This is a genomic window from Streptomyces sp. NPDC111744 (genome assembly GCF_055634995.1).
The window spans coordinates 1-23,750 of record NZ_JBVKCG010000013.1 but is presented as its reverse complement, the minus strand read 5'-3'; the positions used below and the strand labels follow the sequence as shown (position 1 = coordinate 23,750).

At 71.5% G+C, this 23,750-nt stretch carries 19 protein-coding genes and 3 pseudogenes; 9 read left to right on the top strand and 13 right to left on the bottom strand.

What is annotated here, in order from left to right; all coding sequences use genetic code 11:
• Window positions 1–18 precede the first annotated feature (18 nt).
• From ACZ7OO_RS26505 to ACZ7OO_RS26495, 3 genes and pseudogenes are all read left to right on the top strand, one after another.
• Window positions 19–757: pseudogene (locus ACZ7OO_RS26505) on the top strand (hypothetical protein).
• A 30-nt stretch (window positions 758–787) separates the two neighbouring features.
• On the top strand, window positions 788–1,486 hold the full coding sequence (locus tag ACZ7OO_RS26500; protein WP_471508321.1) for a response regulator transcription factor: 699 nt from the start codon (window positions 788–790) through the stop codon (window positions 1,484–1,486).
• A complete protein-coding gene (locus ACZ7OO_RS26495) occupies window positions 1,483–3,342 on the top strand; it encodes a HAMP domain-containing sensor histidine kinase (protein ID WP_471508319.1) in 1,860 nt (619 codons plus the stop codon). The genes ACZ7OO_RS26500 and ACZ7OO_RS26495 overlap by 4 nt, the downstream gene beginning before the upstream one ends.
• Here the strand turns inward: ACZ7OO_RS26495 and ACZ7OO_RS26490 are convergent.
• Window positions 3,335–3,589 carry a WhiB family transcriptional regulator gene (locus ACZ7OO_RS26490; RefSeq protein WP_471508317.1) on the bottom strand — a complete coding sequence of 85 codons (255 nt, stop codon included), beginning with the start codon at window positions 3,587–3,589 and terminating at the stop codon, window positions 3,335–3,337. The two genes, ACZ7OO_RS26495 and ACZ7OO_RS26490, sit on opposite strands and share 8 nt — an antisense overlap.
• Window positions 3,590–3,700: 111 nt before the next feature.
• Window positions 3,701–3,898, bottom strand: a pseudogene (locus tag ACZ7OO_RS26485) (ATP-binding protein); the annotation flags it as partial.
• A 2-nt stretch (window positions 3,899–3,900) separates the two neighbouring features.
• Here ACZ7OO_RS26485 and ACZ7OO_RS26480 point away from each other — a divergent pair.
• Window positions 3,901–4,062 (top strand): annotated as a pseudogene (locus tag ACZ7OO_RS26480) (TetR/AcrR family transcriptional regulator); the annotation flags it as partial.
• On the opposite strand, the gene ACZ7OO_RS26475 reads toward ACZ7OO_RS26480, so the two are convergent.
• Entirely contained in the window at window positions 4,042–4,926 is an 885-nt protein-coding gene (locus ACZ7OO_RS26475; RefSeq protein WP_471508315.1) for a LysR family transcriptional regulator ArgP, read from the bottom strand. The pseudogene ACZ7OO_RS26480 and the gene ACZ7OO_RS26475 sit on opposite strands and share 21 nt — an antisense overlap.
• 86 nt (window positions 4,927–5,012) lie before the next feature.
• Here ACZ7OO_RS26475 and ACZ7OO_RS26470 point away from each other — a divergent pair, with 86 nt between their 5' ends.
• Complete coding sequence (locus ACZ7OO_RS26470) at window positions 5,013–5,630, top strand: LysE/ArgO family amino acid transporter (protein ID WP_471508313.1); 618 nt, start codon at window positions 5,013–5,015, stop codon at window positions 5,628–5,630.
• Between the two features lie 129 nt (window positions 5,631–5,759).
• Entirely contained in the window at window positions 5,760–7,064 is a 1,305-nt protein-coding gene (locus ACZ7OO_RS26465; protein ID WP_471508311.1) for an MFS transporter, read from the top strand.
• 80 nt (window positions 7,065–7,144) lie between these two features.
• On the opposite strand, the gene ACZ7OO_RS26460 is transcribed toward ACZ7OO_RS26465, so the two are convergent.
• Window positions 7,145–7,594, bottom strand: a complete 450-nt coding sequence (locus tag ACZ7OO_RS26460; protein ID WP_352226438.1) for a cyclic nucleotide-binding domain-containing protein — start codon at window positions 7,592–7,594, stop codon at window positions 7,145–7,147.
• A 416-nt stretch (window positions 7,595–8,010) separates the two neighbouring features.
• On the opposite strand from ACZ7OO_RS26460, the gene ACZ7OO_RS26455 reads away from it, so the two are divergent.
• Together ACZ7OO_RS26455 and ACZ7OO_RS26450 are read left to right on the top strand one after the other, a co-directional pair.
• Entirely contained in the window at window positions 8,011–8,430 is a 420-nt protein-coding gene (locus ACZ7OO_RS26455) for an ATP-binding protein (RefSeq protein ID WP_471508309.1), read from the top strand.
• A gap of 231 nt (window positions 8,431–8,661) precedes the next feature.
• Entirely contained in the window at window positions 8,662–9,486 is an 825-nt protein-coding gene (locus ACZ7OO_RS26450; protein ID WP_471508307.1) for a SigB/SigF/SigG family RNA polymerase sigma factor, read from the top strand.
• Between the two features lie 7 nt (window positions 9,487–9,493).
• On the opposite strand, the gene ACZ7OO_RS26445 is transcribed toward ACZ7OO_RS26450, so the two are convergent.
• Both ACZ7OO_RS26445 and ACZ7OO_RS26440 read right to left on the bottom strand, forming a co-directional pair.
• Entirely contained in the window at window positions 9,494–11,743 is a 2,250-nt protein-coding gene (locus tag ACZ7OO_RS26445; RefSeq protein ID WP_471508305.1) for an FUSC family protein, read from the bottom strand.
• A gap of 16 nt (window positions 11,744–11,759) precedes the next feature.
• A complete protein-coding gene (locus ACZ7OO_RS26440) occupies window positions 11,760–13,136 on the bottom strand; it encodes an NAD(P)/FAD-dependent oxidoreductase (protein ID WP_471508303.1) in 1,377 nt (458 codons plus the stop codon).
• A 247-nt stretch (window positions 13,137–13,383) separates the two neighbouring features.
• Here ACZ7OO_RS26440 and ACZ7OO_RS26435 point away from each other — a divergent pair, with 247 nt between their 5' ends.
• On the top strand, window positions 13,384–14,193 hold the full coding sequence (locus ACZ7OO_RS26435; protein WP_471508301.1) for a methyltransferase domain-containing protein: 810 nt from the start codon (window positions 13,384–13,386) through the stop codon (window positions 14,191–14,193).
• 36 nt (window positions 14,194–14,229) lie between these two features.
• Here ACZ7OO_RS26435 and ACZ7OO_RS26430 read toward each other — a convergent pair whose 3' ends face one another.
• The 7 genes from ACZ7OO_RS26430 to ACZ7OO_RS26400 all read right to left on the bottom strand — a co-directional run.
• The gene (locus ACZ7OO_RS26430; RefSeq protein WP_471508300.1) at window positions 14,230–14,664 is read right to left on the bottom strand and encodes an ATP-binding protein; all 435 of its coding nucleotides are present in this window, start codon (window positions 14,662–14,664) and stop codon (window positions 14,230–14,232) included.
• A gap of 105 nt (window positions 14,665–14,769) precedes the next feature.
• A complete protein-coding gene (locus ACZ7OO_RS26425) occupies window positions 14,770–16,674 on the bottom strand; it encodes an AMP-dependent synthetase/ligase (protein ID WP_471508298.1) in 1,905 nt (634 codons plus the stop codon).
• Between the two features lie 129 nt (window positions 16,675–16,803).
• Complete coding sequence (locus ACZ7OO_RS26420; RefSeq protein WP_471508297.1) at window positions 16,804–17,946, bottom strand: glutamate--cysteine ligase 2; 1,143 nt, start codon at window positions 17,944–17,946, stop codon at window positions 16,804–16,806.
• Window positions 17,947–17,998: 52 nt separating this feature from the next.
• Entirely contained in the window at window positions 17,999–20,212 is a 2,214-nt protein-coding gene (gene glgB / locus ACZ7OO_RS26415; RefSeq protein ID WP_471508295.1) for a 1,4-alpha-glucan branching enzyme, read from the bottom strand.
• Window positions 20,213–20,216: 4 nt separating this feature from the next.
• Complete coding sequence (locus ACZ7OO_RS26410) at window positions 20,217–21,572, bottom strand: maltokinase N-terminal cap-like domain-containing protein (RefSeq protein WP_471508293.1); 1,356 nt, start codon at window positions 21,570–21,572, stop codon at window positions 20,217–20,219.
• A gap of 31 nt (window positions 21,573–21,603) precedes the next feature.
• Window positions 21,604–23,322, bottom strand: coding sequence for a maltose alpha-D-glucosyltransferase (gene treS / locus ACZ7OO_RS26405; protein ID WP_471508291.1), 1,719 nt, complete (start codon window positions 23,320–23,322; stop codon window positions 21,604–21,606).
• The coding region (locus tag ACZ7OO_RS26400; RefSeq protein ID WP_471508289.1) for an alpha-glucosidase C-terminal domain-containing protein at window positions 23,319–23,750 on the bottom strand (432 nt) is incomplete at its 5' end. The genes treS and ACZ7OO_RS26400, both read right to left, overlap by 4 nt.

Genomic DNA, 23,750 nt, shown 5'->3' with positions numbered 1-23,750 from the left:
TCGGCCAGAGTCGGTTTCATGATCCACCGTAGAACAGCTGTCGCCCTCCTCGCCTCCCCCCTTCTGCTCTCCGGTTGCGGTGGTGGCGCCGAGGCCGCGCCGAGCCGGTCGGACGACGCCCGGCCGGCGCGGACGACGGATGCCCCCACACCGGAGAGCAGCACCCCGCAGCCGCCTGGCATACCGGGGCTGGGGCCGCGCACCACGGCCGCGATACCCGAGCGGGCGGAGCAGGTCGTCGTCGCCGGCGGACGGGGCAGGACTCGCCCGTCTCCGCCGTCGTCCTCTACGAGCGCGACGACAACGTCTGGCAGGCAGGCGCCAGTTGGCCCGCACACAACGGCAGGGACGGCTGGAGCGAGCACCACGTGGCCGGAGACCTGCGTTCGCCCCTCGGCGTCTACGGGCTGACCGACGCCGGGGGGCTGCTCGCCGACCCGGGAGCAAGCTGCCGTACCACCAGTCGTACGGCTTCCACTCGCCCGGCACCGGATTCGAGGGAGAGCCGCTGGAGGGCTCCTTCGACTACGTCGTCGCCATCAACTACAACCACGAGCCGGGCACTTCGCCCCTCGACTGGACCCGCCCCATGGGCGCCAAGCGGGGCGGCGGGGTCTGGCTGCATGTCGACCACGGCGGTCCGACCCACGCCTGTGTCAGTGTCGCCAAGGTGCATATGAAGGAGCTGCTGCGCACCCTGGACCCGGACCGGCATCCGGTCGTCGTCATGGGGTACGCCGACTGGCTCGCCCAGTAGGCCCCGGAACTCCGCTTAGGATCCGAACCTGTGTGCGCACATGTGCTGGTCGCCGAGGACGACGAGATGCAGGCCGAGCTGATCCGGCGCTCCCTGCTGGCCGAGGGCCATACCGCGACCGTGGTCCACGACGGGGCCGCCGCGCTGGACGCGGCGCGCAGGCTCGGACCCGACCTGGTGGTCCTGGACCTGATGCTGCCGGTGATCGACGGCTTCGGCGTGTGCCGGGTGCTGCGCGGCGGCGACCCGGAGATCCCGGTGCTGATGCTCACGGCCCGGTCCGAGGAGGACGACGTGCTGCTCGGCCTGGAGCTGGGCGCCGACGACTACATGACCAAGCCGTACAGTCCACGAGAGTTGATGGCCCGGATCCGGACGGTCCTGCGGCGGAGCGGGCGGGCTGCCGCGGAACGGGAGGAGCCTGCCGTGACCGCCGCCGGGATCAGCGTCGATCCCGTGCGGCACGAGGTGCGCTGCGACGGGGTGCCGGTGGAGGTGACCCCGGCCGAGTTCCAGATCCTGCTCGCCATGGCCGGGGAGCCCCACCGCGTGTTCACCCGGCGGCAGCTGCTGCAGTGCACCCGCGGTTTCGACCGGGCCTCCACCGAACGGGCCGTCGACGTCCATGTGATGAACCTGCGCCGGAAGATCGAGGCCGATCCCCGTCGGCCGGTGCGGCTGCTGACCGTCTTCGGCGTCGGCTACAAGCTGAGCGGCGGCCGTCCGTGAAGGCCCGGATACCGTGGCGCGAACGGCTGCTCGTACGGCTGCTGTTCGCTTCGGTGCTGATCGCCGTGTGCTCGGTGGCGGCCACCGCCTGGCTCGCGGTGACAACCACCACCAGCGCGCTGGAGGAGGCGCAGGGGCAGGACCTCGCGGCCGACAACAAGATCCTCACTCAGCTCAGCGGGTACGCCGCCGACCATCCCGACTGGACCGGGGTGCAGCGCACGGTCCGCGCGCTGGCCGCGAAGACCGGCCGCAGGATCGCCCTGACCACCGCGGACCGCACCCTGATCGCCGACTCGGCGCCCCACGACACCTCGCTGCCACCGCGGCCCGCGGCCGCCGTGGACCCCCTGCACACCGACACCTACACCGAGTTCGGCGCCCAGCTCAGCGGCATCGACCCGCGCGCGGTGGGTCCGTTCCGGCTGGCCGCGATCGAGCGCGAGAAGCTGGACGCGGTCGCGACGAACGAGCAGGGGTGCTTCGACCGAGTCGGCGCCCGGACCACCGTCCAGCACACCCCGGGCGGGCGACCCTATGTCGTCGTCGACGACGGGACGGACGCCGTCCTGTACCTCAAGGCCGGGTGCGGCAACGTCTTCGGCACGCCGACCAGCGGGACGAGCGACGCGCTCGACTTCCCGACCCCCACCGAGACCAAGGCCCTCACCGCGCTGACGGAACTGGCCCGTCCCTGTCTCAAGGCCAATGACATGGATCTCGGCGGCCCGCTCTCCCTCACCTATGACACCACCGGACGCAACCCGGTCTCCGGCGGCTTCCTCATCACCGGGAAGGACGTCAAGCGGGAGATGGACCAGACGGCGAAGAACTGCGTCACCAACGCCCGGCGCACCCAGCTCGAACCGTATGTCGCCCCGGCCGCGGAACTCTTCCTCGGTTTCGGCGACAAGACCGCACCCCGCTTCGACATGTCCCCGGCCAACAAGGCCAGGATCGTCGGCGTGGCCGGCCTGGTCCTCGCCGTCACGGTCGCCGTCACCGCGGTGGTCGCCACCCGCCTGGTACGGCCGCTGCGCGCGCTCACGGCCGCCGCCCAGCAGCCGCCCGAACTGCACGCCCGGGCGCCGGTGCGGACCCGCGACGAGATCGGGCTGCTGGCCGAGGCGTTCAACGACCTCACCGAGCGGCGGGAGCGCCTTGAGGAACAGCGCAAGGCCATGGTCAGTGACATCGCCCATGAACTGCGCAGCCCGCTCACCAACATCCGGGGCTGGCTGGAGGTCACCCGGGACGGCGTGGTCGACCCCGACCCGGCTCTCCTGGCCTCGCTGCACGAGGAGGCGCTGCTCCTCCAGCGGATCATCGACGACCTCCAGGACCTCGCGGCCGCCGACGCCGGCACCCTGCGCATGCACCGCGAACCGGTCCGCGCCGCCGACCTGTTCGACCAGGTCTCCGCCGCCCACCGGGTGGCCGCCGACGCGGCCGGGGTCACCCTGCTGACCGACGCGGACGCCACCGCCTGGCTCGACGCCGACCCGGTGCGGATGCGGCAGGCGCTGGGCAACCTGGTCTCCAACGCCATCCGGCACACCCCCGCCGACGGAACGGTGACCCTGGCCGCCCGCCGGGACGGCGCCGAGGTCGTGCTCACCGTCACCGACACCGGCAAGGGCATCGCCCCCGACGATCTGCCGCACGTCTTCGAACGGTTCTGGCGCGCGGAGAAGTCCCGCAGCCGCCGCACCGGGGGCAGTGGGCTCGGCCTCCCGATCGTGCGCCACCTGGTCGCCGCCCACGACGGGACCGTCGGGGCCGCGAGCGAAGCGGGCAAGGGCGCCGAGTTCACCCTGCGACTGCCGGCCGCCGAGGCGCCGGCCGACGTCAGCTGAGCCGGCGCGCGGCCTTCTGCCGGCGCCGGGTCAGCAGCCGGCGCTCCGCCTCGGTCGTACCGCCCCAGATGCCGACGGCCTGCGCGGTCTCCATTGCCCAGCGCAGGCACGGCTCCTGGACCGGGCAGCGCTCACAGACGGCCTTCGCGCGCCGTGTCTGGTGCAGCGACGGGCCGGTGGTACCGACCGGGAAGAAGAGGTCGGGGTCCTCGTCGCGGCATTCGGCGTGGTCTCGCCAGTCGTCCATCGAAGTCACCTGCGATCCAAGTCGGTTCTGCCGTTTCGTGTGCGTACTCCGGTTCGGGTCACCGGAGCGGGCGCGGCCGAAACGGCCAAGTCGCCAGGAGATCGCGGACGGTCACTGCTCGCGCAGGCCCCAGGGCGAGCCGGACTCGGTCAGGAGGTCGAGGAACGGGCGAGCCGGGAACGCCTCCGGGCCGAAGACGCCCGAGCCCGACCACGCGCCGGTGGCCAGGAGTTCGAGGGCGACGACAGGGCTGAGGGCCGTCTGCCACACCACGGCCTGACAACCGTACTCCGCCATGGACCACTGGTTACCGGACCCTGGCCTTCACGGCCCTGGACGCCGCATCCCTGGCCCTGCCCCAGGACTCCCAGCGGGCGGACGAGGCCAAGTGGAACTCGACATACGCCCGCCTGCCCGCCACGACCCACCCGCGCGGTAAACGAGCTGACCCGCTACGGCTGGCGCAGCGCGTCCCCCGCCGTATTCGCCACCGCTTCCGCCACCGCCCCCAAAGCCGGCGAATCCAGCTTCCACTGCTGCCAGTACAACGGCACGTCGACCCGCAACTCCCGCCCGCCGAGCCGCACCAATCTCCCCTCCCGCAACCGCGGTTCCGCCTGCACCTCCGGCACCATGCCCCACCCCAGCCCAGCCGTCACGGCGTCCACGAACCCCTCGGACGTCGGCATGTGATGCCGCAAAGCACTCGCGCCGGAGCGTCCCAGGCGCCGTAGGAACCCGTCCTGGAAATCGTCCCGCCGGTCGAACACCATCACCGGCGCCTCGGCGAGCGCATCCGGCAGCGGCCCGGTGAGATACGCCGCCGCGAACTCCGGCGCGGCCACCGGCAGGTACCGCATCCGTCCCAACGCCCGCACCGAGCAGCCCGGCACCGCGTCCGGCGACGAGGTCACCGCCGCCATCACCAGCCCCTCCCGCAGCAGCGCGGCCGTGTGATCCTCGTCCTCGCGCCGCAGTTCGACGAAGACGCGCGGGAGACCGGTCAGCGCTCCGAGGAACCATGTCGCCAGCGAGTCCGCGTTGACCGCGACCGACACCCGGGTCGGCTCCCCGGCACCGCTCATGCCCAGCTCGCCGCGCGCGTCGCGTTCCAGCCGGGCCAGCTGCCGGGCGAACCTCACCAGCACCTCGCCCGACTCCGTCGGCCGCACCGGCTTGGTGCGCTGGAGCAGCACCCGGCCCGTGCGCTGTTCCAGCGCCTTCACCCGCTGGCTGACCGCCGACGGCGTCACACGCAGGGCCGCGGCCGCCGCGTCGAACGTGCCCTCGTCCACCACCGCCAGCAGCGTCCGCACCTGGTCGAGGGGAAGTTCCACCGTTCCACTCCCATCTACAGCTGCGCTAAGGGTACGTGAAAATCTTTAGCTGTACGTCCAGAGCTCGCTTCCTTACCGTCGAGGGCATGTCCAGCCCCTTCGCCGCCGCTGCCGCAGGTTTCGGCAGCGGCCTCTCGCTCATCGTCGCCATCGGCGCCCAGAACGCCTTCGTCCTGCGCCAGGGCGTGCGCCGGGACGCGGTCCTCGCGGTCGTCGGCATCTGCGCCCTCTCCGACGCGGTCCTCATCTCCCTCGGCGTCGCCGGGGTGGGCGCGCTGGTGGCGGCCTGGCCGGGCGCGGTGCGGGCGGTCGGTCTGGTCGGCGGTGCCTTCCTGCTCTGCTACGGCGTGCTGGCGGGCCGCCGGGTCCTGCGGCCCGGCACCGGTGGCCTGCGCGCCGAGGGCGCGGCGGCCGGTTCCCGGCGGCGCGCGGTGCTCACCTGCCTCGCCATGACCTGGCTGAACCCGCATGTCTACCTGGACACGGTGTTCCTGCTCGGCTCCCTCGCCGCCGACCGGGGCGACCTGCGCTGGACCTTCGGTCTCGGTGCCGCGCTGGCCAGCCTGTGCTGGTTCGCGGCGCTCGGCTTCGGCGCCCGGCTGCTCGGCCGGTACCTCGCCAAGCCGGGCGCCTGGCTGGTGCTGGACGGGCTGGTGGCCCTGACCATGATCGGGCTCGGCCTGATGCTCGCGGCGGGCTCCTGACGCCCCCGGACACTGGTGGGGCCGCATCCTGAGACAACCGGTCCGGCCAGGCACAGAAGTTGCTGGGATAGTGAGCCTGCACTCGAAAGATGTAGCGAGCACCAAGAGGACCAGGACACCAGGAATTCCGTGGACACCAGCGAGAGCGGCACCCAGTCCGGCATACAGCCCCCCGAAGACACCACGGCGCCCCCGCCCCGGCGAGGCTGGCGCCGCTGGGCGATGGACACCCGCCCGCTGGCCATCCCGGCCTACCGACGGCTGTGGACCTCCACGATCGTCACGTCGGTCGGCAGCCAGCTCACCGCGGTGGCCGTGCCCAAGCAGATCTACGACATCACCGGCTCCTCGGCCTGGGTCGGCGCCGCGAGCCTCGCCGGACTGCTGCCGCTCATCGTGTTCGCGCTGTGGGGCGGCGCGGTCGCCGACGCCATGGACCGCCGCAAACTGCTGCTGATCACCAACTGCGGTATCGCCGTCACCTCGCTGCTGTTCTGGCTCCAGGCCGTCACCGGCCTCGAATCCGTGGCCGCGCTGATGGTCCTGCTCGCCATGCAGCAGGCGTTCTGGGGGCTCAACGCCCCCGCCCGTACCGCCTCCATAGCCCGGCTCGTCCCCGAGGGGCAGCTGCCCGCGGCCAACGCCCTCGGGTCGACGGTCATGCAGACCGGGCAGGTGATCGGCCCGCTGCTGGCCGGTGCCCTGATTCCGGTCATCGGCCTGCCGGAGCTGTATCTGATCGACGCGCTGGCGCTGTGCGTGACGGTGTGGGCGGTCTACCGGCTGCCGACGCTGCCGCTGCTGGCGCGTGCGACGGCCCGCCGGGCCGGGGTGCGGGAGATCGTGGAGGGGTTCCGCTACATCTCCATGCACAAGGTGCTGCTGCTGTCGTTCCTGGCCGACATCATCGCGATGGTGTTCGGCATGCCCCGCGCCCTGTTCCCGCAGCTGGCCGCCCAGACCTACGGCTCCTACGGCGAAGGGCTGGCGCTGGGCCTGCTGTTCGCGGCGATCCCCGTCGGCGCGGTGCTCGGCGGGCTCTTCTCCGGCACGTTCTCACGGGCGCGCCGGCACGGCTGGATGGTGATCGGCGCGGTCGTCGCCTGGGGAGCCGCCGTCGCCGGGTTCGGGCTCAGCCGAAACCTCTGGGTGGCGGTCGCCTTCCTCGCCGCGGCCGGGGTCGCCGACATGGTCTCGATGGTCTTCCGGGGCGCGATCCTGCTGTCCGCCGCGACCGACGAGATGCGCGGCCGGATGCAGGGTGTGTTCACGGTGGTGGTCGCGGGCGGTCCGCGGCTGGCCGACGTCCTGCATGGCACCACGGGGTCGGTGTTCGGGCCGCGCGCGGCCGTCACGGGCGGCGGGCTGCTGGTCGTGGCCGTGATGCTGACCCTGACCGCCGCCGTGCCCGCCCTGCGCCGCTACCGCATCTGACCGTTCCTTGAGACCGGGCGGGAGGAGCGCGCCCGGCCGCCCGCCGCGAACGGACTTGGGCGCACCGATCAGCCCCACCCCTACGCGGGCCGCCGCCCCACGTACGCGTCCAGCAGCTTGCCCCGGGTGACCTCCAGCCGACTGGCGAGGATCTCGGCGACGGTCCGCACCAGCGAGAGCCCCAGCAGCGGATCCTCCACGCACAGCGCGAGCACGGCCGAGGCGTCGTACTCGTAGGCCCGCACCTGGCTGAACGCCACTGCCCCGAAGTCCCAGGTGTACGGCGGGAACAGCCATGACCAGCCGAGGAGGTCGCCGGCGCCCAGGCTGGCGACGGTGACCCGTTTGTGGGAGGTCACCTCCTGGTCCAGGTTGACCGCTCCCGAGCGGATCACCCAGAAGCGGTCCGCGGTGCCGCCGGCCTCGAAGATGCGGGCGTCCTCCGGGAAGGAGACCTCCTGAGCCAGTTCCATGAGGCGCTCACGCTGCGCCTGCGGGAGGGCGGTCAGCAGTTTGATGGCTTTGGTCATGGCGCTGGGCTCCTCGCCGGCGAGGGTACGGGGGCTTTGCCTATGCCCCATTTCAGCCGCTGCCGACACGCCGGGCACCTCGAAGGACATGAGAATCGCCGCCCGGGAGCCGTCCGGGCATAAAAAAGCCCTGGCTGGACGGGGGAGGCCAGCCAGGGCCGTCAAGCGGTGGTGCGGGAGGACCTGATGTCGACTCCTCGACCACTTATGGATGAACGCTAAACCATCGAGGGCCCTTTCGGGTACCTGGGAACAGGGTACGTGACCCGTTTCACTTAGGGGAGCCCTTGCCGCCCCCGGATGTGTTTGGCAGCGCCCCGACAGGTGAGCCGAACAAGGAGAGACCCGCGCGGACGGGCCAGTCAGACCAACCGGTTCACCACTCAGGGAGCGAGTCGACCTCAGGGAGCGAAGGGATGCGCGAGAAGCACCGGACCGAGTCAGTAGGGGCACAACCCGACTTCCGCCGGCTGTCGCTACAGCCGGCCGACGCCCGCAGAGCGGTCCGTGGCGCCGTCGCCCGGCAGTCCGTGCCGTGCGCCGCCGAGGCCTTGGAGGACGCTCTGCTCGTCACCTCGGAACTGACCACCAACGCGATCCTGCACGGCGACGGGATCACCGGCTTCGACGTGGATGTCGACGGATGCACGGTGCGCGTGTCGGTCTGCGACCGAAGCGACTCACTGCCGGTGGCCGAGCAGGCCCCGGACGGGCGCGACCGCGGCCGGCCCGGCGGCCGGGGCTGGCCGATCGTCTGCCGGCTGGCCCGGGATGTCGAGGTCGCCGGACTGCCCCGCGGGGGCAAGCGGATCACCGCGGTCGTGTCCCTGGCCTGAGGCGGCGAACCGAACTTCGCACTGCGGTGTTTGCGCCGGGAGCGAAGGGGCAGGCGGACTGTCGTGCTTCGGACCGGAGGCGCGCGCCAGTGGGAGCAGTCATGTCGCCCCCGGGCCCGCAAAGCGGTCCGGGCGATGCTCCCGCGGCGACTCTGACAATGCAGTTCGGGTCGAGTCCCGGAACCACGTTCCGGTGAGGCCCTGGAACCCACAGTTCAGGAGCGATTCCGCATGCTCACCGACTTGACCAACGGCCGCCCCAGCACGCCCGACCACGCCACGCACGCCCCGTCCCGGCGTTCGCACGACGACGCCCCCGATACGGCCTCTCTCTTCGCCCGTCTCGCCGCTCTCGGTGACGGCCCCGAGCGGGATGCCATGCGCGACGAACTGGTGGCCGCCTGGCTGCCCATGGCCCACCGCATCGCCGGCCGTTTCCGTGACCGCGGTGAGTCCGTCGAGGACCTGCGCCAGGTCGCCGCGCTCGGCCTGGTCAAGGCCGTCGACCGCTACGACCCCTCCCGCGGCGCCTTCGAGAGCTACGCGGTGCCCACCATCACCGGCGAGGTCAAGCGGCACTTCCGGGACCGGATGTGGGCGCTGCGCGTGCCCCGCCGGGTGCAGGAACTGCGCAACCGGGTACGGGTGGCCCGCCGCGAACTCACCCAGAACCCCGGCTCAGCCGAGCCCACCGTCGCCGACCTGGCCGCCCACACCGGCCTGACCGAGGACGAGGTCTCCGCCGGTCTGGAGGCCCTGGAGAGCTTCAGCACCCTGTCCCTGGACGCCGAACTCTCCGCCGGCGAGGACGGCTACAGCCTCGCCGACACCCTCGGGGACTCCGACGGCTCCTTCGACACCGTCATCGACCGGGAGGCCGCCAAGGAGGGGCTGCGCCGGCTGCCCGAGCGCGAGCGGGCCATCCTCTACATGCGCTTCTTCGAGGACATGACACAGAGCCGGATCGCCGACCGCCTCGGCATCTCCCAGATGCACGTATCCCGACTGATCAGCCGCAGCTGCGCCCGCGTCCGGGCCGAGGCCCTCGGCCAGTGACACCGCGTCAGGCGGTGCGCGGCCTGACCGGTACGTTCAGTGGCCGGGCCAGGCCCGTCACCACCTCGTCGAGGCGTTGCAGATGCCGCAGCACGCGGTCGGTCACCCGGTCGTAGCGCGGAGCGCGCAGGGTGCCCGGCTCCAGCATCGACGCGATGCTGGGGCCGGTCTCGATCTCGGCGGAGGGCCGCCGGGTGTCGACGTGGGCGGCGAGCGCCTCGATGTTGTGTACGATCCGCTGCCCCGCCGCGCGCAGCCGGGGGTCCGCCGCGATCGCCGGATGGGTGGGCAGCAGCTCGGCCGTGGCCGCGAGGGACCGCGCGTGATAGGCGCACGTCTCGAGGAGTGCCACCACATAGCGCGCACTGTCCCGGCGGGAGCGCAGCGGCGTGATCGGGTGCGTCAGCGGCTGCACCGCCGCCCGCAGGTCGGCCAGCGCCTGGTCCAGGTCACGGGCCTTCTCCACCAGGTCGACCGGCGGCGCCCCGCTCAGCTGGTCGACAGCGGCCCGGGTGACGTCGGCCAGCCGGTCCAGCGTCTTGACGAGCAGTTCGTCGGTACGGCGGTCGGTGTTTACCGGCAGCACCACCGCGGCCGCGATCACACCGCACACCGCACCGAGCGCCGTCTCCTCCACCCGCAGCACCAGGACGTCCAGACTGTAGGTGTTGAGCAGCGTGTACAGCAGGCCCAGCATCGCCGTCACGAAGAACGACATCAGGGTGTACGACAGCGGCGCCGAATAGAACATCGCGAAGACGAACAGCAGCACCAGACCGAACGCCGTCCAGGTGTGGTGCCCGACCAGCCCCGCCAGCCCGATACCGGCCACCACACCGAGGACCGTACCGACCAGTCGCCGGTAGCTCTTCACCAGGATCTCGCCGGTGGACGCGGTGTTGATGAACACGATCCAGCACGTCAGCACCGCCCAGTACCAGCGCTGGGCGGACAGGAACTCGCCGCCCACGATGGCCAGCGACGAGCCGACGGCCACCTGCACCGCCGCCCGCGTGGTGGGCCGGCGCAGCCCGGCCGGCTCCTCGGACTCCGGTTCCGCCTCCTCGGCGCCCCCGATGGCCGCGTCCTCGGCGTGCAGTTCCTCGCGGGACCGGGAGGTGGCCGGGGTGTCGTCCGACTCGTCCTGCGGCTCGTCCAGCGCCATCCGCAGTCCCAGCACCGCCCGCGCGGCCTCGCCGATCCCCCTGAAGACGTCCTGGACGGCGGGGGAGGCGGGCGGCAGGTTCTCCTCCTCGCGGTAGCCGAGCAGCCGGTTGCGCACCTGGGCCACCGCCGTCCCCTCCTCCGGGCCGACCGGCCGCAGCACCAGCAGCCGCAGCGCCTCCAGATCCAGGTGCAGCCGCTCGATCGCCTCGTCCCGTACCGGCGACCGGGCGGCCGAGGGCAGCGTGGCACCCGGCAGATGCATGGTGAGCGTGTCCGCCCGCTGCTCGCTGCGCGCGGTGAGCAGCAGCAGCCCGAGCCGCTCGGCGGCGATCTCGGCGTCCGCGATCCGGCGCTGCACCAGCCGGGCCGTCGCCTCGTCGGAGGTGCCGTCCGTGAGCCGCCCCTGGATCAGCAGCGCCGTCTCGTGCAGCCGGGCGGTCCTGACCCGGACCTCCTCCACCGCCTTGTCCAGCTCGTCCGGCCCGGCGTCGAGCAACTCCTCCTGGGCTGAGACCAGTTGGGCGAACCGCACCCGGAAGGCCCGCCGCAGCCGGCCGAGGATGCCCGCAGGTGTCTGCCGTACGAGCACGAAGCGCGCCAGGGCGGCGCAGCCGAACGCCACCGCGATCACGGCGTACAGAGTCGGCAGCACAGGCACGGTCGCGTGCACGAACAGCGAGGCGAAGTAGATCTGGAAGCCGATCAGCCCCAGCGCCGTACCCCGGTCGCCGAAGCGGCGGCTGTAGACCGCGCAGAAGATGAGCGCCACGAAGAACAGGTCACCGACCACGACCTGCTGGTTGAGGAGCGCGCCCAGGGACATCGAGGCCAGCGCCACCGGCAGGCCCAGGGCCAGCGTGACGGCCTGCTGCGACCGCCCCTTCTCGCGGATCGCGAACGTGGCGACCATCGCAGTGATGGCCCCCGCCACCAGATGGGACACGTCGAACCGCAGGGCCGCCAGGACGGCGAGTGTCAGCGCGATGGACGTGACGGTCCGCAGGCCGACGGTGAAGCGGAGCAGCCCGGGGTCGGCCGCCGCGAGCCGTCCCCGCGCCTCCGCCCACACCGACCGCCCCGCCGCTCTCACTCCGCCGCGCTCTGTGTCAGGCCGTGACTTCGCCGGGGCCCTCGACGCGGGCCCGGACCTGCTCCGGCGTCAGATACACGTCTGTGTACTCGAAGTCCTTGAGCCGGGCGGCCTTGCGGGCCTGGAAGCCGGTACGGACGAAGTCGTCGCCTGCCACCGCGTTCAGCAGCCAGTTGGTCGCCACCCGGGTCTTGGCCACGTTGGTGCGCAGCGCCGACCAGTGATAGCCGCGGGCCACCGCCTGGGCGGGGAGTCCGCGCAGTTCGATGCCCAGCGGCTTGGAGACCGCGTCCTTGCCGCCGAGGTCCACCACGAGCCCCAGGTCCTTGTGGACATACGGGTGGAGCGGCTCGTTGCGCAGGGCCGCGATGACGTTGTCGGCGACCACCTTGCCCTGCCGCATGGCGTGCTGCGCGGTGGGCGGGCAGACCGCGCCCTCCTCGTCCTTCGCCTTGTCCGGTACGGCGGCCGCGTCGCCGAGCGCGAACACCCCGTCGTGGCCAGGCAGGGTCATCTCGGCGCTGACCGCGAGCCGGCCCCGGACCGTCTCCGCGCCGAGGGTGGCGATCAGCGGGCTGGCGACCACACCGGCCGTCCAGATGAGGGTGTGGGTGGGCACCACCCGGCCGTCGGTGAAGGTGACCTCCTCGGGGCCCGCCTTCTCGATCGACACCCCGAGGGAGACCTCGATGCCACGGCGGCCCAGGATCTCCTGGGCGCTGCGGCCGAGTTTGTCGCCCAGCTCCGGCATCAGCTTCGGGGCGATGTCGATCAGATGCCACTTGATCAGTTTCGGGTCCAGGTTCGGGTAGCGCTGCAGCGCCGCGTGCGTGAGCCGCTGCAGACAGGCCGCGGTCTCGGTGCCCGCGTACCCGCCGCCGACCACCACGAACTGCAGCCGCGCGGCTCGCTCGACCGGGTCGTCGCTGGCGTCGGCCAGGTCGAGCTGGGAGATGACGTGGTCGCGGATGTAGGCGGCCTCGGCCAGGGTCTTCATGCCGAAGGCGTGCTCGGTCAGACCGGGGATGTCGAAGGTGCGGGTGACGCTGCCCGGGGCCAGCACGATGTAGTCGTACCGCTCGTTCACGAGTTTGTCGGTGATGGTGCGGACGACGCACACCTTGGACTTCAGGTCCACGCCGATCGCACCGCCGGGGATGATCCGGGTGCGGTACTTCTTGCTGCGGCGCAGCGAGACGGCGATCGACTGTGGAGTCAGCACGCCCGAGGCGACCTGTGGGAGCAGGGGCAGATAGAGCTGGTAGGCGAAGGGCGCCACCAGGGTGATGTCGGCCTCGTCGGGGGCGAGTTTGCGCTCCAGGCGCTGGACGCACCCCACTCCGGCGAAGCCGGCGCCCACCACCAGGATCCTGGGTCGTGTCACGGTGTCCATACCTTTCCGCTGCTCCAAGGGCCGGGGTCACGCCCTTCGCCTGCCCTGGAACGCTTGCTTCGCACCACTTCGATCCCACCGTGCCCGACGCCGTTCCGCCAGCCGGGCGGCGCAGGCAGACGAACGCGTGGGCTCCAGCATGCCCTCCGATCGAGAGGAGTAACCGGCAGCCGCACAGTTATGCGCCGAACTTCTGTCAGGTGCGAGGCCGTCCATGGCGATCACGTACGCCAGTAGAGTGCCCGCCATGGCTCAGACCCAGCCCGGAACGGGCTTCCAGAAGCGGCACATCGACCCCGACCGCGTGGCCCCGCTGGTAGGCGCCCTGGACTCCCAGGACGCCAATCCGGGCGTACAGCGGTTGCGCGCCTGGGCCGAGGAGGCGCTGGCGGTACGGGCCGGCGAGCGACTCCTCGACGTCGGCTCCGGAACCGGCTCGCAGACCCGGACGCTGGCCGCCGCCGTGGGCCCGGACGGCGTCGCGATCGGCGTCGAGCCCAACCCGAGTCTGCGTGCGGTCGCCGAGGAGCGCTCCGTCGGCAGCCGGGCCCGCTTCGTCCACGGCGAGGCGGCCGCGCTGCCCGTGCCCGACGGCTCGATGGACCTCGTGTGGTGCGAGCGGGTGCTCCAGCACCTCCCCGACCCCGACCGGGCCGTCGCCGAGATGGCCCGGGTGCTGCGTCCCGGCGGCCGGGTGGCGTTGCTGGACACCGACTGGGGGACCACTCTTCTGCACCCCGGCGACCCGGGGGTGGTGCGCACGTTGATCGCGGCCGCCCTCAACGGTGCCAACCCCTACTCCGGGCGCCGCCTGGTCGGCCAGCTCAGCGCGGCCGGGTTCGTGGTCGACGACCGCGGCTCCCAGGCCCTGCTCCAGGACCATCGCACGGTCGCCTGGCCGCTGATCCGGATGCTCGGCGAGTCCGCCGTGCGCACCGGCGCCCTCACCGAGGAGCAGCGGGACACCCTGTACGCCGACCTCACCGAGGCCGCCGAGCAGGGGGCGCTGCACATGTCGGTGACGATGTTCGGAGTGGTCGCACACCGACCCGAGTGACCGCGCCCACCCTCACCCGGGCCGGGAACCCACCGCTCACCAGGGCAGGAAGGCGTGGATGTCCTTGCCGGTGTCGGTGACGACCACGCTGACCTGGTCGCACAGGGTGTGCAGCAGGTGCCAGCCCACACCGCCCCCGCCGTGACGCGGATGGAAGGGGCGCGGCTCGGGCTTGACCTGGCTTGTGTCGTGCATCGTGATGTGCACACCGTCATACGTGCGCCGCATCCGCAGCTCGAACGGCCCCGGCGCGTACTGGACGACGTTGGCGGCCAGCTCCGTCACCACCAGCAGGATGTCGTCCCAGTACTCGGGGGCGGTGGGCGGCGAGGTGCGGGCGAGATCTGCGAGATACCCGTCCGCGGCCAGCCGGGCACCCGTGACATTGCGCAGCTCGCCGGGGAAGGAGACCGCCCGGTCCTGGGTCTCCTCCGTGGAGTTTCTGGGGTCGCGCCGTGGCCCGGTCGCCATCACGTCTCTCCCGGCCCTGGGGGATCAGGGCCGTCATCTGTCCGATCTCTCCCCTCGCGGCGAGTTCCCACTGCCGCACCGGATACGCGTGCCTCGCTCACCTGCTCAGCGGAAGACGTCGTCCGAGTCGTCCCAGTCGGCCGGTTCCGGCGTGCCCGGCCGGCGTACGGCCCGCGAGCGGGCCTGGTACATGGCGTCGATCTCGGCGGCGTAGTGGCGCGCTATGGCGTCCCGACGCAGCTTCATCGACGGCGTGAGCATACCGTTGCCCGGGGCGAACGGTTCCTGGAGCACCCGGTAGACCCGGATCGACTCGGAGCGGGACACCGCACTGTTGGCGGACGCGATGGCCCGGGCGATCTCCTCGCGCAGTGCGTTCTCCTCGCGGGCCTCCCGCCCGGGCGAGTCGCCCGGCAGCGGCAGGGCGCCACGCCAGTGGGCCAGGAAGTCCGGGTCCAGGGTGATCAGCGCGCCCACACAGGGCCGGTCGTCGCCGACGACCACCGCCTGGTGCACGAGCGGATGCATCCGCAGCCGCTGCTCCAGCGGGGCCGGGGCCACGCTCTTGCCGCTGCTGGTGATGATGATGTCCTTCTTGCGGCCCGTGATGGTCAGATAGCCCTCGGAGTCGAGCCGTCCGATGTCCCCGGTGGCCAGCCAGCCGCCGCGCAGCGCGGCCCGGGTCGCGTAGTCGTCACCGACGTACCCCTGGAACACGGACGGCCCGCGCACCAGGATCTCGCCGTCGTCGGCGACCTGGATCTGGGTGCCCGGCAGGGCCTGGCCGACCGTGCCGGACTTCTCGCGGCCCAGCGGCTGCATGGTGATCCCGCCGCTGGACTCGGTGAGCCCGTAGCCGTCGTGCACGAGAATGCCGATGCCCTCGTAGAACAGGGTGAGTTCACGGCTGAGCGAGGAGCCGCCGGAGGTGGCCCGCAGCACCCGTCCGCCGAGCACGGACCGCAACTTGCGGTAAACCGTCCGCTCGTACAGGGCGTGCTGGAGCCGCAGGTCGAACCCCGGGCCCGCCCCGGTGCCCAGCCGCTGCCGTTCCTGGGCGGTGGCGAAGTCCCGCGCGGTGTCCACTGCGCGCTCGAACAGGGCGCCCCGGCCGTGCTGCTGGGCGGTGCGCAGAAACGTCTTGTAGAGCTTCTCCAGGACCGACGGGACGGCGTACAGATAGGTCGGCCGGAAGCTGCGCAGCGCCGTCGCCAGCGCCATCTCCGACATCTCCGGCTCGTGACCCATCAGGACCCCGCCGCGCAGACACAGCACCATCACCATCAGGCCGTACACGTGCGAGAACGGCAAGTAGGCGAGTACGGAGGCCTGTTCGCCCGGACGGGCGGCGGTGTGCCCCCAGCCCGCGAGCAGGGTGTCGCACGGGTACGCCAGACCGCGGTGGCTGAGCGCGCAGCCCAGCGGACGGCCCGAGGTACCGGAGGTGTAGGTGATCGCCGCCGTGGAGTCCGGCATCACGATCCGGCGCAGCGACTCCACCGTGGTCAGCGGGACGAACACGCCCTGCTGCACCAGCTCGGGCAGCGCCCCCGCGTCCAGCTGCCACACGTGCTTGAGCCCGGGCAGACCCTGGCACACCGTGCCGACGGTCATCACCGCCTGCTCGTCCTCGACCACCACGGCCACACAGCGGGCGTCCCGCAGTATCCACTCGACCTGGTCCCGGGCGGATGTCGGGTGGATCGGCACCACCTCCGCACCCACCGACCACAGCGCGAGGCAGAACACCGTCCACTCGTAGCGCGTCCGCGCCATCACGGCCACCCGGTGTCCGGGTGAGATGCCCGAGGCGATCAGACCCTTGGCCAAGTCGACCACTTCGTCGCGGAGTTCGACCGCGGTGACCTCCTCCCAGCCCGTGGCGGCGGCCTCGGGCCGGCGCGCCAGCACGGGCAGGGTCGGGTTCCGGTCAGCCGTCTCGAAGATGCTGTCGGCGAGCCCGCCGGTCAGGGTCGAAGCGGTCGTCGGAGCGAGGGCGTAGTCGCGCATGCGCTGCTCCTGGATGCACGGAGGGTGACCCCACCGATCGGTACTGTTGCTGACGCGGGTCGAATCTAGCTCAGGGGAGCGCGGCCCGTGTCGGGAACGGTCAACTAGTTTCCGCCTGATGACAAGAGCTCAGCCCTGAGTGCGGCGCACACACTCGACGACGACATCCCGCAGGCTGCCCGTGCGCTCCAGTAGGGAGCGCTGCTCGCGGGCTCCGGTGCCCCTGCGCAGCACCTGTGCGACGGCCTCCTCGACGCCGCCGGCGTCACCGCTCTCGGTGAGCGCCTCCGCGGTGTGCGCCAGCAGGGCGCGCACCACCTCGACGGCCGGCCGGGGCCGCATGGTCACAGGATCGAGCAGCTCGTGGTCCAGACCGGAGCGGGCGGCCTGCCAGGAGGCCAGCCGGAGCATGCTCACACTGTGGTCGAGCGGCGGCCGGCCGGCCCGCCAGTCGCGGGCGGCCGTCTCCACCAGGGCCCGGGCCAGGGTGGCGACGAGGACGCTGGTGTCCGCCCGCAGGCACACGTCGGCCACCCGGATCTCCACCGTCGGGTAGTGCACGGACAGCCGGGCGTCGAAGTACACCATCCCGGTGTCGAGGATGACCCCGCTGGCCACCATGTCCTCGACCTGCCGCCGGTACCCCTCGGCCGAGCCGAACAGCTCGGTCGGCCCCGCCGACGGGCCGCGCGCCCACAGCCGGCTGCGGAAACTGGCGTAGCCGGAGTCCCGGCCCTGCCAGAACGGCGAGTTGGCGCTCAGCGCACGCAGCACCGGAAGCCACGGCCGCAGCCGGTCGAGGATGGCGACGCCCTCCTCGTCGGACTCCACCGACACATGCACATGGCAGCCGCACACGAACTGGTCCAGCGTGGCGCTGCCGAACCGCCCGGCCATCCACCGGTACCGCTCGTGCGCGCTGAGCGCGGGCGTCACCGGCAGCGGGCAGGTGGCGAGCGCCGCCACCGCGCAGCCGATCTCGCCGGCGAGCCGGGCCGCCTCCTTGCGGCAGCGCGCGATCTCGGCGCCGAGGTCCGCCATGTGCCGCTGCGGACTGGTGGCCAGCTCCAGCATCTGCCCGAACAGTTCCTTCTGGAACACGGCCTGCCCGGGATCGTCCAGCGCGGCACGGTCGAGGACGGCGGCCGACTGGGGCATCGGCTCCCCGCTGTCCGGGTGGACCAGCAGAAGTTCTTCCTCCACTCCCACGGTACGTAGCACCGAGGACCACCCTCCGGCCGGGCCGCGACCGGGCGCGGCGGGGTCTTTCATCCCGAACTGCCCCGGCCCGCCCATGCGGACACGTGACGGCGTCCTCGACGGGCTACGGGGCGACAGGCTCCAGCCACACCGTGCCGAGCGGCGGCAGTGTCAGCCGTACAGCACCCTCGTCGGCCAGCAGCGGCCCCCGGCTGACGACGTCGCCGCCGCCGTATCGCGCGCTGTCGGTGTTGAGGATCTCGCGCCAGACTGCGGCGCCCCGGGGCACGCTCAGCCGGTAGTCGGGACGGACCACGGGGGAGAGGTTGGACACCGCCAGCAGCGGCCGGGCCTCGGCGTCGAACCTCAGGAAGGCGAAGACGTTGTCCTCGGCCGCGTCCCCCACGACCCACTGGAAACCCGCCGGATCGGTGTCGCGCTGCCACAGGGCGGGGTGTGTGCGGTACACGGAATTGAGATCGCGGACCAGATCCCGGACACCCCGGTGATCGGCCTCGGCGCCGTACTCCGGGTCGAGCAGCCACCAGTCGGGGCCGTGGGCCTCCGACCACTCGCCGCCCTGGGCGAACTCCTGCCCCATGAAGAGCAGCTGTTTGCCGGGATGGGCCCACATGAAGCCCAGATAGGCGCGGTGATTGGCGCGTTGCTGCCACCAGTCGCCGGGCATCTTCGAGACCAGGGCCTGCTTCCCGTGGACGACCTCGTCGTGGGAGATGGGCAGCACGTAGTTCTCGCTGTACGCGTACACCATCGAGAAGGTCATCTCGTGGTGGTGGTACTTGCGGTGGACCGGCTCGTGCTGGATGTACTCCAGCGAGTCGTGCATCCAGCCCATGTTCCACTTCAGCCCGAAGCCCAGCCCGCCGCTGTCGGTCGGCCGGGTCACCCCGTCCCACGCGGTGGACTCCTCGGCGATGGTCACCACGCCCGGCGCACGCCGGTACACGGTCGCGTTCATCTCCTGCAGGAACGCCACCGCGTCCAGGTCCTCACGTCCGCCGAACACGTTCGGCGTCCACTGCCCGGAGTCCCGCGAGTAGTCCAGGTAGAGCATCGAGGCGACCGCGTCCACCCGCAGCCCGTCGATGTGGAACTCCTCGCACCAGTACACGGCGTTGGCGACCAGGAAGTTGCGCACCTCCACCCGGCCCAGGTCGAACTCGTAGGTCCCCCAGTCCGGATGCTCGGCCCGCCGTTCGTCCCCGGGCTCGTACAGCGGGTCCCCGTCGAAGCGGGCCAGCGCCCAGTCGTCCTTGGGGAAGTGGGCCGGCACCCAGTCCATGATCACGCCGATCCCGGCCCGGTGCAGGGCGTCGACCAGGTACTTGAAGTCGTCGGGGGTGCCGAGCCGGGCCGTCGGCGCGTAGAAGCCGGTGACCTGGTAGCCCCAGGAGCCGCCGAAAGGGTGCTCGGCGACCGGCATGAACTCGACATGGGTGAAGCCCAGGTCGTTGACGTACGCCGGGAGTTCCTCGGCCAGCTGCCGGTAGGTCGACCCCGGCCGCCAGGACGGCAGATGCACCTCGTACACCGAGAACGGGGCCTCGTGCACCGGTGTGTCGCCCCGGTGCGCCATCCACTCCGCGTCACTCCACTCGTGGCGGGAGACCGCCACGATCGACGCGGTCGCGGGCGGCACCTCGGTACGGCGGGCCATCGGGTCGGCCTTGAGGAACCGGTCGCCGTACCGGGAGGTGATTTCGAACTTGTAGCGGGCACCTTCGCCGACGCCCGGCAGGAACAGCTCCCACACCCCGGCCGCGCCCAGCGAACGCATCGGGAACTGGGTGCCGTCCCAGCAGGTGAAGTCCCCGGCCACCCGCACGCCTTGCGCGTTCGGTGCCCACACCGTGAACCGGGTCCCGGCCACCCCCTCGTGGGTCATCGGCTCGGCGCCAAGTGCCTTCCACAGCTGCTCGTGCCGCCCCTCACGGATCAGATGCAGGTCGAACTCACCGAGCGCGGGCAGGAAGCGGTACGGGTCGTGCACCTCGTGCCCGCCGTCCTCCCCGTCCTCGTATTCGACCAGCAGCGTGTACGACGGGACCTCGGCGTACGGGAGTACGGCCGCGAAGAAGCCGTCGCCCTCCGACGCCAGGGGGCTGCGCACCCCGTCGACGAGCACGCTCACGGCCCGGGCGTGCGGGCGCAGCGCGCGGAAGAGGGTGCCGCCGTCCACCGGGTGGGCGCCGAGCAGGGCGTGCGGATCGTGATGGGTGCCCGCGAGCAGACGCCCGCGGTCCTCGGGATCCAGCGGCGGGGCCGTGGACCGGGAGGGGCCGGAGGGTTCGGGAAGCGAAGAGTCGCGCAGTGCCATGAGGTCAGCCTCCCCAGCGGGCGAGCCGCTCGATCGCGGCCATCGGAACCGGAAGCCAGGCCGGCCGGTGCCGGGCTTCGTACACCAGCTCGTACACCGCGCGGTCCGTCTCATGGGCGCGCAGCAGCGCGTGCTTCTTCCGCGGGTCCCAGCCGGCCCGGGAAGCGTAACCCGCGCAGTAGGCCTCCCGGCAACGGCGGGCCCACTCCGGACGCCAGGGACGGCGCTGCCGGGCCGCGTAGTCGAAGGACCGCAGCATGCCGGCCACGTCGCGCACCGGCGACTGGGTGCTGCGCCGCTCGGCGAGCGGCCGGGACGGCTCACCCTCGAAGTCGATGACGAACCACTCGCGGTCCGCCCGCAGCACCTGCCCGAGATGCAGATCGCCGTGGATGCGCTGTGCGTGCGGCCCCGCGTCACAGGTGGCCAGGGCATCGAAGGCGCCCCGCAGCCCCGGCACGAAAGGCCGCAGCGCCGGGACCGCGTGCGCGGCCGCCTCCAGCCGCGCCGACATGGCCTCCGCCGTACGGCCGTGCTCGTCGTGGACGGCGGACGGGAAGGCGGCGGCGAGCGCGAGATGCACATCCGCGGTGGCCCGGCCCAGCTCGTGCGCCTCGGTGGCGAAGTCGTCGCCGGAGGCGAGCGCGCGCAGGGCGAGGGTCCAGCCGTCGGCCGCGTCCGGCAGGAAGGGCTGCAGCACCCCGAGGGTCGCCGGGCTCGGCTCGGTGGTGCGGAACCAGGCCACCGGCGCGGGCACCCGCGCACAGCCCTGCGCGGCCAGCGCTCCGGGCACCTCCAGGTCCGGGTTGATGCCCGGCTGGATCCGCCGGAACACCTTCAGGATGTAGGAGTCGCCGTACACCAGCGAGGAGTTGGACTGCTCGGCGGCCAGCAGCCGGGGCGCGAGTCCGCCGGGTATCCGGGTCCGCGGGGCGGTCTCGAAACGCAGCGGGCCTACGGTGCCGGGTATCCGCAGCCGTTCCAGGAGCAGTTCGGCGGCGCGCGGGTCGTGCAGGGCGTCGTAGACCGCGAGCCCGGCCAGCGGGCCCTCCTCGGCCCGGCCGATGTACGCCCGCTCCAGCCGGGGCGTGCGGTGTTCGCGTACGCCGAGCAGAAGCTGGTAGCAGTCACCGGAAGGGGCGCCGTCCCCGCCGGGGGAATGGTCGGCGTGAACGAGCAGATGCAGACAGCCGGGGAAGAGCTCGGTCAGGGACAGTACGGACAGATCCGTGACGGGCCGGTCCTTGCCGGCGAACCAGCGCTGCCGGGGCAGCCAGTCGCGCAGCAGTCCGCCGAGTGAGGCCAGCGGCCGGTCGAGGCCGGTCGCCGTGCTCCGGGGTAGGTCAACGGTCTTCGTCATGGTGACGCGTCCTTTCCTCGGCTCCGCACGCTCAGCGCCGACGGCCGATGCGGGAGGCGACTCGGGAGAGCCGGAACCAGTAGAAGCCGTGCCCCGCGAGGGTGAGCAGATAAGGCAGTTCACCGATGGCGGGGAAGCGCACCCCGCCGATCAGCTCGACCGGATGGCGGCCGTTGAAACGCCGCAGGTCCAGTTCGGTGGGCTGGGCGAACCGGGAGAAGTTGTGCACACACAGGACCAGGTCGTCCTCGTGCTCCCGCAGGAACGCGATCACCGCCGGGTTCGACGACTGCAACTCCGCGAACGTGCCGAGTCCGAACGCGGGGTTCTGCTTGCGGATCTCGATCATCCGGCGCGTCCAGTGGAGCAGCGAGGACGGCGAGGACATCGACGCCTCGACGTTGGTGACCTGGTAGCCGTAGACCGGGTCCATGATGGTCGGCAGATACAGGCGGCCCGGGTCGCAGGTCGAGAAGCCGGCGTTGCGGTCGGGTGTCCACTGCATGGGGGTGCGGACGGCGTCGCGGTCGCCGAGCCAGATGTTGTCGCCCATGCCGATCTCGTCACCGTAGTAGAGGATCGGCGAGCCGGGGAGCGAGAGCAGCAGGGCGGTGAACAGCTCGATCTGGTTGCGGTCGTTGTCGAGAAGGGGGGCCAGCCGCCTGCGGATGCCGATGTTGGCGCGCATCCGCGGGTCCTTCGCGTATTCGGCCCACATGTAGTCGCGTTCCTCGTCGGTGACCATTTCGAGGGTCAGCTCGTCGTGGTTGCGCAGGAAGATGCCCCACTGGCAGCCGGACGGAATGGCCGGCGTCTTGGCGAGGATCTCCGAGACGGGGTGACGGGACTCCCGGCGCACCGCCATGAAGATCCGCGGCATCACGGGGAAGTGGAACGCCATGTGGCATTCGTCGCCGCCCTTTTCGTAGTCGCCGAAGTAGTCGACGACGTCCTCGGGCCACTGGTTCGCCTCCGCCAGCAGCACGGTGTCCGGATACATCGCGTCGATCTCGCGCCGGACCCGCCTCAGGAACTCATGGGTGGGCGGCAGGTTCTCGCAGTTGGTGCCCTCTTCCGCGTACAGATACGGCACCGCGTCCAGGCGGAAGCCGTCGATGCCCAGGTCCAACCAGAACCGGAGCGCGGCCAGGACCTCCTCCTGAACCGCCGGGTTCTCGTAGTTGAGGTCCGGCTGGTGCGAGAAGAAACGATGGAAGTAGTACTGGCCACGCACGGGATCGAAGGTCCAGTTGGAGACCTCGGTGTCGACGAAGATGATCCGCGCGTCCTGGTACTGCTTGTCGTCGTCCGCCCACATGTAGTAATTGCCGTACGGCCCCTCGGGGTTCGTCCGGGACTCCTGGAACCAAGGGTGCTGGTCGCTGGTGTGGTTGACGACGAAGTCGATGATCACCCGCATACCGCGCTGGTGGGCCGCGTCCACGAATTCCACGAAGTCGGCGAGGTCACCGAATTCGGGGAGTACGGCGGTGTAGTCGGAGACGTCGTAACCGCCGTCCCGCAGCGGCGACTTGAAGAACGGAGGCAGCCACAGGCAGTCGACACCGAGCCACTGCAGATAGTCGAGCTTGGCGGTCAGGCCCTTCAGGTCGCCGATGCCGTCGCCGTCGCTGTCCTGGAAGGAACGGACGAGGACCTCGTAGAAGACGGCGCGTTTGAACCAGTCCGGGTCCCGGTCCTTTGCGGGAGTGTCCTCGAAGGTGTCCGGGACGGGGTCGTTGACAGTCATGACGCGCTGGGCCCTCCGTTCGCTGGTATTGGTCGCCCTACCCGGAGCACATGCGCCGGTGCCTGGCCGGGTGTGAGGCGCACATAGTTGGTCCTGCCCCATGAGTAGGTCTCACCCGTCAGTTCGTCCCGCACGGACAGGGCGGAGTTCCAGTCCAGGCCGAGTTGCGGCATGTCCAACGAGACCGTGGCCTCCTGGGTGTGGTGCGGATCAAGGTTGACGACCACCAGGACGGTGTCCTCCCCGGCGCGCTTGCTGTACGCGATGACGGAGTCGTTGTCCGTGTGGTGGAAGCGCAGGTTTCGCAGCTGCTGGAGCGCGGGGTGACGGCGTCGGACGGTGTTGAGGCGGGTGACGAGGGGTGCGATGCCCTCCGTCTCGGCGCGGGCCCAGTCGCGGGGTTTGAGCTGGTACTTCTCGGAGTCGAG